Annotated in this window: 11 protein-coding genes and 1 pseudogene; 6 read left to right on the top strand and 6 right to left on the bottom strand. The window is 69.5% G+C overall.

Annotated features, from left to right (window positions below):
• The first annotated feature begins 139 nt into the window (after window positions 1-139).
• Window positions 140-2,956, top strand: a complete 2,817-nt coding sequence (locus tag QSK37_RS48445) for a glycoside hydrolase family 2 protein (protein ID WP_285636029.1) — start codon at window positions 140-142, stop codon at window positions 2,954-2,956.
• Between the two features lie 141 nt (window positions 2,957-3,097).
• Here the strand turns inward: QSK37_RS48445 and QSK37_RS48440 are convergent, their stop codons facing one another.
• Window positions 3,098-4,537, bottom strand: coding sequence for an MFS transporter (locus tag QSK37_RS48440; protein ID WP_285636027.1), 1,440 nt, complete (start codon window positions 4,535-4,537; stop codon window positions 3,098-3,100).
• Window positions 4,538-4,678: 141 nt separating this feature from the next.
• On the opposite strand from QSK37_RS48440, the gene QSK37_RS48435 reads away from it, so the two are divergent.
• Window positions 4,679-5,686: a sigma-70 family RNA polymerase sigma factor gene (locus QSK37_RS48435; RefSeq protein WP_285636025.1), complete on the top strand. Its 1,008-nt coding sequence runs from the start codon at window positions 4,679-4,681 to the stop codon at window positions 5,684-5,686.
• Window positions 5,687-5,913: 227 nt separating this feature from the next.
• On the opposite strand, the gene dnaB is transcribed toward QSK37_RS48435, so the two are convergent.
• Entirely contained in the window at window positions 5,914-7,251 is a 1,338-nt protein-coding gene (gene dnaB / locus QSK37_RS48430) for a replicative DNA helicase (RefSeq protein WP_285636326.1), read from the bottom strand.
• Between the two features lie 329 nt (window positions 7,252-7,580).
• Here dnaB and QSK37_RS48425 point away from each other — a divergent pair, with 329 nt between their 5' ends.
• Window positions 7,581-8,897: an MATE family efflux transporter gene (locus tag QSK37_RS48425; RefSeq protein ID WP_285636023.1), complete on the top strand. Its 1,317-nt coding sequence runs from the start codon at window positions 7,581-7,583 to the stop codon at window positions 8,895-8,897.
• On the opposite strand, the gene QSK37_RS48420 is transcribed toward QSK37_RS48425, so the two are convergent.
• Window positions 8,875-9,495, bottom strand: a complete 621-nt coding sequence (locus tag QSK37_RS48420; protein WP_285636020.1) for a TetR/AcrR family transcriptional regulator C-terminal domain-containing protein — start codon at window positions 9,493-9,495, stop codon at window positions 8,875-8,877. The genes QSK37_RS48425 and QSK37_RS48420 overlap by 23 nt on opposite strands.
• A gap of 82 nt (window positions 9,496-9,577) precedes the next feature.
• Here QSK37_RS48420 and QSK37_RS48415 point away from each other — a divergent pair, with 82 nt between their 5' ends.
• Window positions 9,578-11,116 carry an FAD-dependent monooxygenase gene (locus QSK37_RS48415; RefSeq protein WP_285636017.1) on the top strand — a complete coding sequence of 513 codons (1,539 nt, stop codon included), beginning with the start codon at window positions 9,578-9,580 and terminating at the stop codon, window positions 11,114-11,116.
• A 174-nt stretch (window positions 11,117-11,290) separates the two neighbouring features.
• Window positions 11,291-11,479, top strand: coding sequence for a hypothetical protein (locus QSK37_RS48410; RefSeq protein WP_285636014.1), 189 nt, complete (start codon window positions 11,291-11,293; stop codon window positions 11,477-11,479).
• Window positions 11,480-11,556: 77 nt separating this feature from the next.
• Here QSK37_RS48410 and QSK37_RS48405 read toward each other — a convergent pair whose 3' ends face one another.
• Both QSK37_RS48405 and QSK37_RS48400 read right to left on the bottom strand, forming a co-directional pair.
• Window positions 11,557-12,051 carry a cupin domain-containing protein gene (locus QSK37_RS48405; RefSeq protein ID WP_285636011.1) on the bottom strand — a complete coding sequence of 165 codons (495 nt, stop codon included), beginning with the start codon at window positions 12,049-12,051 and terminating at the stop codon, window positions 11,557-11,559.
• Between the two features lie 37 nt (window positions 12,052-12,088).
• Complete coding sequence (locus QSK37_RS48400; protein WP_285636008.1) at window positions 12,089-12,460, bottom strand: DUF4267 domain-containing protein; 372 nt, start codon at window positions 12,458-12,460, stop codon at window positions 12,089-12,091.
• Between the two features lie 86 nt (window positions 12,461-12,546).
• Between QSK37_RS48400 and QSK37_RS48395 the strand changes: the two genes are divergently transcribed.
• Window positions 12,547-13,119, top strand: coding sequence for a TetR/AcrR family transcriptional regulator (locus QSK37_RS48395; protein ID WP_285636005.1), 573 nt, complete (start codon window positions 12,547-12,549; stop codon window positions 13,117-13,119).
• A gap of 25 nt (window positions 13,120-13,144) precedes the next feature.
• On the opposite strand, the pseudogene QSK37_RS48390 reads toward QSK37_RS48395, so the two are convergent.
• A pseudogene (locus tag QSK37_RS48390) lies at window positions 13,145-13,365 on the bottom strand (hypothetical protein); the annotation flags it as partial.

Here is a 13,365-nt window from a genome sequence, read left to right as displayed (position 1 = left end):
CCCTCACCGCGAAGTGGGCTTAGCACCACCCCCATTGACGTCCTGGCCCTACTGCCCGGCGAGTGCCCCCGGCCCGAGCATTGGTGGCATCACCGCCGGGAAGCACCCGGCTCCGGCCGCATGAAGGAGTGATGGACACATGAGCGGGTCCAGGACTCGAACCACGGCGCTGTGCGCCGCGCTCGCCCTCGCCGGGACGTTGGCCTCCGCGATGCCGGCCCACGCCTTCGCCGGGCGCCGGCCCGCCGTGCAGAGGATCCGGTCCTCCGGAACCACGGAACTGACCTCCGGCTGGGCGATCCGGTCGTCCGCCGACACCCACGACACCGGCGCCGAGATCTCCAAGCCGGACTATTCGACGAAGGACTGGCTGCCGCTGTCCCGGCCCGAGACGCTGATGGCGGGCCTGCTGGAGAACGGCCGGTACCCGAACATCTTCGACAACGACAACATGGCGAAGGTCCCGGCCAAGCAGTTCGACGTGAACTGGTGGTACCGCGAGCAACTCACCGTCCACCCCCGGAAAGACGGCCGCACGTTCCTGGTGTTGAACGGCGTCTCCGGGAAGGCCGACCTCTGGATCAACGGGAAGAAGATCGCCGGAGGCGCGCAGCTCCAGGGCTCGTACGCCCGGCTGGAATACGACATCACGCCCTACGTCCGGGACGGGGCGAACGCCATCGCGCTCGACGTCTCCCGCAACGACGCCGACATCACCAAGTTCGACACGCCAATGCGGTACCTGACCCAGAACCAGGTCGACTGGAACCCCATGGCACCCGACCAGAACACCGGGCTGCAGTACGCGCCGCAGATCGTCCAGGAAGGCCCGGTCTCGGTCCGCAACGCGCACGTCCTGCAGGACGACGCGCCCGACCTGTCCAGCGCCGACCTGACCGTCAAGGCCGACGTGCGCAACAACACCGGGTCGGCGCAGCGGGTGGTCGTGTCCGGCACGGTGACGCACGGCTCCACCCGCGTCGCCTGCAAGGCCACGGTCACGGTGCCCGCGCACGCGACCCGCACCATCGCGATCACCAAGGCGGACTGCCCCGGCCTGCACCTGGAGCACCCGGCCGTGTGGTGGCCGTACCAGATGGGCGACCAACCGCTCTACCACCTCGCGCTGGACGCGTCCGTGGCCGGAACGGTGTCCAGCGCCGCCACCGAGGACTTCGGCATTCGGACCGTTGAGTCGCGGCTCACCAAGCCCGTCCCCGGCGAGACCCACGGCAAGGACGGCTACCGGCAGTTCATCGTCAACGGCAAGCCGCTGGTCATCCGCGGCGCCGGATGGTCGCCGGACCTGTTCCTGCGCTACTCCCCGTCCAACGTCTCCGACCAGATCTCCTACATCCGCAACATGGGCCTGAACGCGGTCCGGTTCGAGGGCAACTTCCCGCCGGACGACATGTTCGCCCAGCTCGACCGGGCGGGCGTCCTCGCCATGCCGGGCTGGCAGTGCTGCGCCCTCTGGGAGAGCAAGTCGTCGACCTGGTCGGACGACGTGAAGGCCAACGCGTCCAACCAGGCGGGCACGATGGCGGAGCGGCTCCGCGACCACCCGAGCGTCTTCACCTTCTTCCAGGGCAGCGACGACGCGCCCGACGCGGAGAAGGAGGCCCTCTTCCTGAAGGCGTTCGAGCAGGCCGACTTCCGGCTCCCCCAGGTCGCCGCGGCGGAGTACAAGTCGTCGCCCAAGCTCGGGCCGGCCGGTACCAAGGAGGGCGGCTACAACTACTTCCCGCCGAGCGCCCTGTGGAACAACAGGCGGGAGACCGTCAACACCAACGACCCGACACTCAGCATGACCGGCAGCGCCTGGGGGTTCGACACCGAGGTCAGCACGGGGAACACCATCCCGACGCAGGACTCGCTGAACCGCTTCCTCACCCCGGATGAGCAGAAGAAGATCTGGGACCCGGCGACCGCGCAGGGCCAGACCGCCGGCCAGGACATGTACCACACGTTCTTCTACGCCGACTACACGCGCCTGTCCCGGATGGGCGTCTACAACACCCCGCTGTGGCACCGGTACGGCCCCTGGAAGGACGCCGGCTCGTACCAGAAGACCGTCCAGATCGGTGAGTACGAGGTCACCCGCGCGCAGTTCGAGTCGTACATCGGCAACTCCACCGATAAGGCGAACCCCAGCACCGGGATCATCTACTGGATGCTGAACAAGGCGTGGCCGTCGCTCCAGTGGAGCATGTACGGCTCCGACTTCGACCAGCCGGGCGTCTACTTCGGCGCGAAGAAGGCCAACGAGCCGGTGCACGTCATGTACTCCTACGACGACGGCTCCATCAAGGTCGCCAACCTGACCGGCGCCCGTCAGGAGGGCCTGCGGGCCACCGCGCAGATCATCGACCTCGACGGCAAGGTCCGCGCCACCGCCACCGCACCCGTCGGGGCGCTGGGCAGCCAGGACGTGCGGACCGTCCTGCACCCGAAGGTCCCGGCCGGGATCTCGAAGACCTACTTCGAGAAGCTCACCCTCACCCGCGGGTCCGAGGTCGTCAGCCGCAACGTGTACTGGCTGTCCACCAAGGCCGACCAGGTCGACTGGCCGAAGACGCACGCGCCCGGCCAGTACACCCCGTCCAACGGGTTCGCGGTCTTCCAGAAGGACGGGTACGCCGATCTGACCGGCCTGCGCGCCCTCAAGCCCGCCGACATCCGGGTCAGCGCGACGACCCGCCGCGAGGGCCGCGAGATGGTGACGAGCGTGACCGTCCGCAACGTCGGCCACGGCGGCACCCCGGCCCTGTTCACCCGGGCCGACCTGTTCGCCGGCGGCAAGCAGGTGCTGCCGATCCGTTGGAGCGACAACGACGTCACGCTCTGGCCCGGCGAGCAGCAGACCATCACCGCACGCTACTCCGCCACGGCCGCCAAGCCCGACGTCCGCGTCAACGGCTTCAACGTCCCCGACCAGACCCGCCACACCGGCTGACCCCGAACGAAGGCCGGATGGGGGCCCGCCCCCATCCGGCCGTTGCGGCTTGTAGGATCCGCGTTCGGAAGTGGTCCACGGTTGGTCACACCAGGGGCGGCGCGGCGCTCAAGCGGTGTTCGTCTTGGCTGCTGAGCGTGGTCATCCTCGGGGCACGGTGCTTGCCCTGCTGGCTGCTCGCCGGGACATCGCGGTTGTCGTTGTTCCCAATCCTGCCAGCACCGCGGCCACGATCATGGCTCCGCGATAGCCGGAGGCGACCGCGGAGGCAGTGGGGTACCCGCCGGTCGCGGTGAACGCCGCCGAGGCCACTGCGACGCCGAACGCCGCGCCCACCTGTCGGACGGTGCTGAACAGACCCGACGCAGTGCCGATGTCGGCAGGCCTGACCGAGCCGACGACCGACTTGGTCAGTGCGGGCACGGCAAATGTGAAGCCGACGGCTACGACCGCCATGGCCACCGCCAGTATCGGATACCACAGCCCGGGACGCGCGAACACCGCCGGGATGGTCGTGCCTGCCGTCTGCAGCGTCATGCCTGCCGCGATCATCGGCCGGGTGCCCACACGGTCGGTGGATGTGCCGGACCAGGGCCCGAGGGCAAGGGGCACCAGTCCGAGCGGCAGCAGGCGGAGCCCGGCTACCAGCGGACTGTCGCCCTGAGCGTCCTGGAAGAACTGCGCGGTGAAGAACACCAGGGCTGTCAACGACGCCGACTGGAGGAAGATGCCAGCGATGCCGGACGCGAAGGCGCTGTCGGTGAACAACCGCAGCGGAATGAGCGGCTGGCTCGCTCGACGCTGCCAGGCGAGCAGGGCGACCAGGGCCACGCCGCCGAGCACGAGTGCCCCGGCCACCGCCCGGTCGCCCCAGCCGTCTGTGGCGGCGCGAACCACACCCCATACCAACGCCAGCACAGACGCACCGCCGAGGACCAGTCCGAGCAGGTCCGGCACACGCCGCCTACCCGGCCCATCGACTCGAACGTCGCGGATGCGCAGCAGCACGGCTACCGCAGCCGCTACACCGACGGGAACGTTGATCCAGAAGATGTATGACCAAGCGAGCATTTGGGTGATGGCACCGCCGAAGACGGGTCCGAGCACGGTGGCCAGGCCGGTGACCGCGCCGAACACACCCTGCGCCCATCCTCGTCGTTCGGTTGGGAAGGCGGCGTTGATCAGGGCGAGCGCCGTGGGCATCGTCACGGCGGCGCCGATTCCCTGCACCGCTCTGGCTCCGATGAGCACCGCGCCGTTCGGCGCGAGCGCGCAGGCCACCGACGCTACGGCGAACAGCAGCAGACCGCTCGCGTACACCCGTCGCCGGCCCCAGCGGTCTCCGAGCGCCGCCGCGGTCATCAGCAGTACGGCGAAGGTGAGTGTGTAGGCATTGATCGTCCAATCCAGTGTGGTGATCGAGGCATGCAGCGCGACCCGTAGTGCCGGCAGGGCCGTCGTCACCGCGAACAGGTCCAGGATCACCAGGAACGAACCGACACTCGCCAGCGCGAGCGTCCACCGCTGATCGGCGGTCAGTTGATTCGAGGGCGGTGCGGTGAGTGTCGATCGGGATGACATCGGTCTCCTCGGGTTGGCCGGCAGTGACACTGCTGGGTAGACCCGCTGTACGCCGAAAACCGGGCGCGCCCGGTTTTCGGTGCGGCCGGTGTCATCACAACTGGACGATTATGCGAGGTCGGACGCAGCGAGGACGGGGTCATGGACGAGGTGTTGCTGTCGGGAGCACGCGAGGGCGACGCGGAAGCGTTCGGCAAGCTCACCGAGCCGTACCGGAGGGAGCTTCAGGTGCACTGCTATCGGCTGGTGGGTTCGGTTGCCGAAGCCGAGGATCTGGTCCAGGAGACGCTGTTCGCGGCCTGGCGCGGGATCGGCGGTTTCGCGGGGCGTTCCTCGATACGCACCTGGTTGTACCGAATCGCGACCAATCGCTGCCTTAACGCGTTGCGTGATCGCAGCCACCGGCCGTCTTCGGTCGCCGCTGCGCCTCCGGTTCCGCTGCCTGAGCCGAATCGGCTCAGCGAGGTTCCGTGGCTCGAGCCCTACCCCGACATGCTGACCGGGTTCAGCGAGCCGGTCCCTGGCCCAGAAGCGCGTGTGGAGAGCCGCGAGGCCGTATCACTGGCGTTCGTCGCCGCCGTGCAGACCATGCCGCCGCGCCAGCGGGCCATCCTCGTGCTGCGCGACGTGCTCGGATACCGAGGCGCCGAAGTCGCGGAGATGCTCGGCACAACCGTGGACGCCGTCGCGAGCGGCCTCAAACGGGCCCGCAGCGCATTGGCGAATCGCGAGCAGTCAGCACACCCGCCGCTACCGAACTCCCCGACCGAGCGTCGCGTCATGGACGCGTTCGTCGCCGCCTTTGAGCGGTGCGACGTGCCCGCACTGGTCGAGCTGCTCACCGACGACGCCTGGTTCACCATGCCACCACTGCCGCAGGAATACCAAGGCCATGACGCCATCGCTGACTTCTTCACTGAAATCGGCTTTGTGCGCGGTACTCGGCGGTTCCGCCTCATTCCGACCAGAGCCAACGGTCAGCCCGCATTCGGCCGCTATCTGCGCGACCCCTACGCCGGCATCGCCCGCGCGCACGGACTGACCGTGCTCACTCTCGACGGCGACCACATAAGCCAAATCACGGCCTTCCTCGACACCGGCATGCTCCCGCGATTCGGCCTGCCCCGCATCCTGGCCGACAACGGATGAGCCCGCCGGGAGCGGCTCTGGAGACCGCGCCGTCGGCACCGGCACGGACTGCCGGTAGATCACCCGTCACGCCCCTCACTCCTCATCGGGGTCGGCGGCGGCGGGGTAACGAAGATCGCGCAGCTGTTCGCCCAGCTCAGGAGGGTGAAACGGGTAGAAACCGGCAGACGACACGGAAATGCGGACTACGACATCGAAACGCGGACCCTACACGGCTCTGGAGGAGGTCAGTGGGCCATGTCGACGAAGCGGCTGTAGTGCCCCTGGAAGGCGACGGTGACGGTCGCGGTCGGGCCGTTACGGTGCTTGGCCACGATCAGGTCGGCCTCACCGGCGCGCGGCGACTCCTTCTCGTACGCGTCCTCACGGTGGAGCAGGATCACCATGTCGGCATCTTGTTCAATTGATCCCGATTCGCGCAGGTCCGACACCATGGGCTTTTTGTCGGTTCGCTGCTCAGGGCCTCGGTTGAGCTGGGACAACGCGATGACCGGTACTTCCAGCTCCTTCGCGAGGAGCTTCAGCGACCGGGAGAACTCCGACACCTCGACCTGGCGGCTCTCGACACGCTTTCCGGACTGCATGAGCTGCAGATAGTCGATGATGACCAGGCGCAGGTCGTGCTGCTGCTTGAGGCGCCGGCACTTGGCGCGGATCTCCATCATCGACATGTTCGGCGAGTCGTCGATGAACAGCGGCGCCTCGGCGACCTCGCTCATGCGGCGGGCCAGGCGGGTCCAGTCCTCGTCGTTCATCGAGCCCGACCGCATCGCGTGCAGGGCGACCCGAGCCTCGGCGGACAGCAAACGCATGGTGATCTCGTTGCGCCCCATTTCGAGGCTGAACACCACCGTGGCCAACTGGTGCTTGATCGCCGCGGCCCGGGCGAAATCCAGGGCCAGGGTCGACTTGCCGATGGCCGGACGGGCGGCGACGATGATCATTTGGCCGGAGTGGAGGCCGTTGGTGAGGGCGTCGAGGTCGGTGAAGCCCGTCGGGACGCCGACCATCTGACCGCCGCGGCTGCCGATGGCCTCGATCTCGTCCAGGGCGCCCGGCATGATGTCGCTCAGCGGCGCGTAGTCCTCGCCGGACCGCTTGTCGGCGATGGCGTACACCTCGGCCTGCGCGCGGTCGAGCAGGTCGTCGGCGTCGGCGCCGTCGGTGCTGTAGCCGAGCTGCGCGATGCGCGTGCCGACCTCGACCAGCCGCCGCAGGACGGCCTTCTCCTGGACGATCTTGGCGTAGTAGCCGGCGTTGGCGGCCGTGGGCACCGACGCGACGAGGGTGTGGAGGTAGGGCGCGTCGCCGATGCGGCTCAGCTCGCCGCGCTTGAGCAGCTCGTCCTTGATGGTGATCGCGTCGACGGGGTCGCCGCGGCCGTACAGGTCGAGGATGCGGTCGAAGACGGTCTGGTGGGCGGGACGGTAGAAGTCGCGAGGCTGGACCATCTCGATGACCTCGGCGATGGCCGTCTGGGAGAGCAGCATGCTGCCGAGCACGCACTGCTCGGCCGCCAGGTCGTGCGGTGGCGTGCGCTCGAACTCGCTCTCGTGTGACGACATCTCGGTGACACTCACATCCACACCCCCCTGTCGCCCCCGTGTTCACATCTATCTCACCGCTCCGACAGTTTGGGTGCTGTCCCGTGCTTACGCAAAGGCGGCTGTGGAGGGCCCTGTGGACGGCCTGTGCATACACGCCGAGGTGGCTGTGCACAGCACCTGTGGACAACGTGTGGATTTCCGCGCCGCTCGTGAGGACGACCATCGTGAGCTGCGGAAATGCCGTCCACCGCCTGTGAGTTGAAGAAACCTCCGAGCCGCGTCATCCACAGGCTGCCCACAGCACCCGGTAAGCGACAACGAGCCTTTGTGGGTTACGGTGGCGAATTGTGGCGTTTCGGCACCCGCACGACTCGGAGATCCTGCGGCTCGCGCTGCCCGCGTTCGGCGCGCTGGTGGCCGAGCCGCTGTTCCTGCTCACCGACTCGGCGATCGTCGGGCGTCTCGGCACCGTTCCGCTCGGCGCGCTCGGCGTGGCCGGCCAGATCCTGTCCACGTTCGTGAGCGTGTGCGTCTTCCTCGCGTACGGGACGACCGCGTCGGTCGCGCGGCAGATCGGTGCCGGGAACCTGCGTGAGGCGATCCGCCAGGGCGTCGACGGCATCTGGCTCGCCGCGCTCATCGGCGCCGTCGTCATCGCGGTCGGCTGGCCGCTGGCACCGGCCGTCGTCGACGCGTTCGGAGCGTCCGCCGCGGTGGCGCCGCAGGCCGAGACGTACCTGCACATCAGCCTGTTCGGGGCGCCCGGGATGCTGATCGTGCTGGCCGGCACCGGAGTGCTGCGCGGCATGCAGGACACCCGCACGCCGCTGTACGTGTCCGTGGGCATGTTCACGGTCAACGCCGCGCTCGGCGCCATCTTCGTGCTCGTGCTCGGCTGGGGCATCGCGGGGTCGGCCTGGGCGACGGTGCTGGCGCAGACGGGCGGGGCGATCCTGTACGCCGGGGCGGTCGCGCGCGGCGCCCGGCGGCACGGCGCGCCGCTCCGGCCGGACGCGCGGGGCGTACGCGCGTCGGCGAGCGCCGGGTTCAACCTGATGATCCGCACGCTGAGCCTGCGGGTCGTGCTCATCCTCGGCACGGCGGTGGCCGCGCGCATGGGCGACGTCGAGATCGCCGCCCACCAGATCGCCTCGAACGTCTGGAACCTGCTGGCCTTCGCGCTCGACGCCATCGCGATCGCCGGACAGGCCATCACCGGCCGGTACCTGGGCGCCTCGGACGCCGCCGGAGCCCGCGCGGCGACCCGGCGGATGATCCAGTGGGGCATCGCGGCCGGCGTGCTGTTCGCCCTGCTCGTGCTGGCCTTCCGCCCCTGGCTGCCGAACCTGTTCACCTCCGACCCGTCCGTACGGTCCCAGCTGCTCGCCGCGCTCGTCGTGGTGGCGCTGCTGGAGCCGATCGCGGGCGTGGTGTTCGTGCTGGACGGTGTGCTGATCGGCGCGGGCGACCAGGGCTATCTGGCGATGGCGGGGGTGATCCAGACGGTGGCGTTCCTGCCGGCCGCCTGGCTCGTGCACGCCTACGGCGGCGGGCTGGTGGCGCTGTGGCTGGCGATCGGGGTGTGGATGGCCGCGCGGCTGGTCACGCTGGGCGTGCGCGCACGCGACGACGCATGGCTCGTCATGGGCGCGGTACGCCGTTGACCTGGGCGCGCATCCCGTCGAGCAGGCATTGCAGGCCGTACTCGAACAGTGTGTCGCGCTCGAGAACGGCCTTGCCTCCGGCGGCGAGGAGAGGGAACTCCTCGGGGTCGAGGGCGGGCGGTTCGTCGTCCTCGCGATCGGCGTCGCCCTGCTCGTCGAGGACGAAGCCGCTCACGTAGTGGCCGAGGACGATGACGGCGCGCGCCGCGTCTTCGGGGGTGAAGCCGGCCTCGACCAGCACGCCCAGCGTGCGTTCGATGCGCGGGAAGCTGTCGGGCGTGGGCCGGTTGCCGGACGCGAGGCGCGCCCCGTCGCGGTGGGCCAGCATCGCGCGACGCCGTACCCGCATGCCCTCGGCCAGCCACTCGTCCCAGGTCTCGCCGGGGGCGGGGAGGCCGGTCGTGCCCTGCTCGGCGCGGTCGTTGGCGGCGGCGACGAGGTGGTCGAGCAGCTCCTTCTTGCTGGAGAAGTGCCAGTAGAGCGCCGGCGCCTGGACGCCGAGCTCCTTGGCCAGCCGGCGCAGTGAGAGGCCGTCCAGCCCCACCTCGTCGATGAGCCGCAGGGCCGTGTCCAGCACCTTCTCGCGGTCGAGCGCCATCGCCACCTCCCTCGTTGACAACTTAACACTGTTCAGGGATCCTTAACGGCGTTAAGTCCTTAACGGTGTTAAGGGGGCACTGATGTACGACGTGATCATTTCGGGGGCCGGCCCCATCGGGCTCTTCCTCGCCTGCGAGCTGCGCGCGTACGGGATCCGTACCGTCGTGCTCGAACGCCGGGAGGCGATCGATCCCACGCTCAAGGCGGGCGCGGTGAGCGGCCGGGGAGCCGACATCCTCACCCGCCGGGGCGTCGTCGACCTGCTCGGCGATCTGCCCTCGATCGCCGACCTCATGGGCGGCCGCAAGCCGGGCGCGGGCAGCCTGCAGTCGAAGACCGCCCCGGGCGGCGGGGCGCCGCGGGGCCACTTCGCGGGCCTGTGGATCCTGCGCGGCGGCTCGTCCACGTCGAGCGCGTTCGTGCTCGCACCGCAACAGCGCATCGAGGAGGCGCTGGAGACCCGGGCGCGGTCGACGGGGGCGGAGATCCGGCGCGGACATGCCGTCGAGGCGTTGGACCAGGACGCCTCCGGCGTCACGGTGACCGTCGCGGGGCCGGACGGCCCGTACGAGCTGCGGGCGCGGTGGCTCGTGGGCTGCGACGGGGGACGCAGCGCGGTGCGCAAGGCGGCCGGCTTCGACTTCCCGGGCCTCGACGGCATCATGACCGCCTACCAGGCGATGGCCGACTTCGACGACCCGGAGTTCGCGCCCATGGGCTGGCACCGGATGCCGCGCGGCCTCATGGTCCACGGGCCGCACCCGCAGCGGGTCCTCGTCGCGGAGTTCGACGGGCCGCCGGCCGACCGGAACGCCCCGATCACCCAAGCGGAGCTGGAGGCCGCGGTACGGCGCGTGTCGGAGACGTCGGTGACGATCACGGCGGTGCACTCGGTGACGAGGTTCACCGACAACACGCGTCAGGCCTCGACGTACCGGCGGGGCCGGGTGCTGCTGGCGGGCGACGCGGCGCACGTCCATCCGCCCTTCGGCGGCCAGGGCCTGCACCTCGGTCTCGGGGACGCGATCAACCTCGGCTGGAAGCTCGCCGCGACCGTACGGGGATGGGCGCCGCCCGGACTGCTGGACACCTACTCCACCGAACGCCACCCGGTCGCGGAGCGGGTCCTGCACAACACGCGGGCGCAGGTGGCGCTGCTGCGGCCGGGGCCGCGCGTGGACGCGCTGCGGGACATCTTCACGATGCTCGCGGAGACGCCGGAGGCGAACCGCCTGCTCACGGACCTGATGGGCGAGCTGGACATCCGGTACGGGGCGGCCGGTGACCATCCGCTCGCCGGCCGGTACTGCCCCGATCTCGCGCTGAAGACCGCCACCGGGGAGACGCAGGTCGCCGACCTGTCGCGCCGGGCGGGGGCGCTGCTGCTCGACCTGTCCGACCGCGCGGACGTCCGCGAGGCGGTACGGCCGTGGGCGGATCGGATCTCGGTCGTCACGGGAGTCGTGTCGTCGTCATCGGAGGACGCCGAGGTCGGCGAACTTCCGGACGCTCTTCTCGTACGGCCCGACGGCCACGTCGCCTGGGCGGGCGCCGACGTCGCCGAGCTCGGTGAGGCCGTACGGGAGTGGTTCGGCGAGTCGGCGGATCCGGCCAGGTGACCAGGGCGCGTTCGCCGCGTGTGCGGGGTGGCGGAATCTGTCGGTGCCCGGGGGCAAGCTGTTCCTGACCCTCTGGTCACTGGACCGCCGGGTCGCGTCCGCCCCAGGCTGAACGTCGCTTCAGAGGTCTCGTAAAGCCACTCGGATGTCGGTGGATCACGCTAGACTTCGAACATGTGTTCTACTCATGGCGAGCGGCTGGCCAGCCTCACCCGAGCGATCGACGACCTCGCGGCCGAGGGCCTCGGCGGTCTCCCGCCCGACGCCTGGGCCGAGCGGGTCGCGGGCATCTGGGCACTCGTCGAAGGCCTCGACCCGGATGTCGCCCGGCGACGCGCCCGCTACACCACGATGGAGTCCTGATGCCGTCCGCACCGGGGCCGCTCTCGCTGACGCGGCAGCCGTAAGGCCCGCTCGCGGGCCTTACGGCTGTCCGAGAGTCAGGTCCGGGCCTGGTCCCACGGGGCGCTGGGCCGAAAGTAGGTGTCGTAGAGCTCCTGGACCTCCAGGAGGGATTCAGGCGGCCGTTCGCCGTAGGCGATGCGTTCGAGGTGGCGGAAGTACTCGAAGCGCTCCACGCCCGGGGTGATGACGATGAGGATGTCGGCGTCGTGGCCCGGGGCGGCGGCGAAGGCGTGAGCCAGACCAGGCGGGACGATGACGAGGTCGCCGCGTTCCGCGGTGATGACCTGGTCTCCGGACAGGAGTTGGGCCGCGCCGTCGAGCAGGTAGAACATTTCGGCCGAGTTGGCGTGGTGATGCGGCTTGGCGCCGTCGGCGCCGTCGGTGAGGGTGACGCGCTGAGTCGACAGGGCGCCGCCGGTGGCACTGGCGTCGGCCAGCAGGCGGATGGTCGTGGGGGCTCGGCCGACGACCTCGGCGTCGGCGGAGCGGACGATCACGGACTCGGTGAAGTCGGGGACGAGCAGAGACATGGTCGGATCCTTTCCTATTGCCGGCGGTTGAAGGGCGTCAGACGGCGAAGAGCAGGGCGGCGTTCACCAGGACGATCACGGCGGTGGCGAAGTGGACACCGAACGCGACCGCCTTGGTGCCGCCGTTGCGCAGCACGACCACGGTGTCGCCCAGGGGATTGATGGCGACGACCAGCATGAACCACGCCGCGGCGTGGGCACCGGCGAAGGCCAGCAGGGCCAGCCCGAGCAGGCCGTAACTGCCGTCGCGCAAACCCTTGATCGTGAGATAGGCGGAGTCACCGTCTTTCTTCGCCGGGACGCCATAGCCGGCGGCCGCGGCGCGGGGGACGAGCAGAAAGCGGGCTCCGATGAACACGATGAACAGGTTGAGGACGATCGCAAGGCCGTAGGCAATGGGGGTGAGCATCCGCTTCTCCGTATCTAGCGTTGCTAGGAACGAGGTCGACGTTAGCAGAGCATCGACAATAACGCTAGCGCCGCTAGAGTCGACACATGTCGATCCAGACGCGCCGACGGCGCGAACGTGCGGAGCGGGAGCGGATGATCATCGCGGCGGCCCGGGAACTGGCCGAGGCGGAAGGCTGGGAGGCGGTGACGATCCGGCGGCTGGCCGAACGGATCGAGTACAGCCAGCCGGTGCTCTACAGCCACTTCAAGGGCAAAGACGCGATCATGGCGGCCGTCGCGGTGGAAGGCTGTGCCGACCTGGCCGTCGATCTGCGCACGGCCCGTACCTCGACACCGGACGCCAGGCGTGCCGTCGCCGAGGTGAGCACGGCCTACATCAGGTTCGCCGACCGGCGTCCGGCCCTCTACGACGCGATGTTCGGCCAGAAGCTCGACCTGCCGTTCGCCACGCCCCAGGCTCCGGCCGTCCTACAGGCGGGCTTCGCCGAGTTGGCGGAGGCCATCCGGCCGCACGCGGGCAGCGACGATCTCGGCCTGCTGACCGAGACCTTCTGGGCGGCCCTGCACGGCCTGGTGACACTCACCCGCGGCGGCAGGACCCCTCGCGAGCAGCACGACCGCAGGCTGGCGCTCCTCCTGGCCCGCTTCACCCACTAGCGGCCGGCCTGTTCGTGGCGGATCCTCAAAGCCGCCGGTACATGATGTGCAGTCCGACGTAGCCGTGAACCGGATGGTGGAAGCCCTCCGGGAGGGTGGTCATCACGTCGAGGCCTAGTTGTACTGACCACGGAGGTTGGTACGGCGACACGGGTGGATGATCTTGAAATAGGTGAGGGCCTTCTGGCTCGGTGTGGATTGCGACATCTACATCGACCAGAAAGGCCCCCATGCCGCACCGTAACG

The organism is Actinoallomurus iriomotensis, assembly GCF_030269445.1.
GTDB classification, from domain to species: domain Bacteria; phylum Actinomycetota; class Actinomycetes; order Streptosporangiales; family Streptosporangiaceae; genus Actinoallomurus; species Actinoallomurus iriomotensis.
This window is presented reverse-complemented; position numbering and strand designations above follow the sequence as displayed.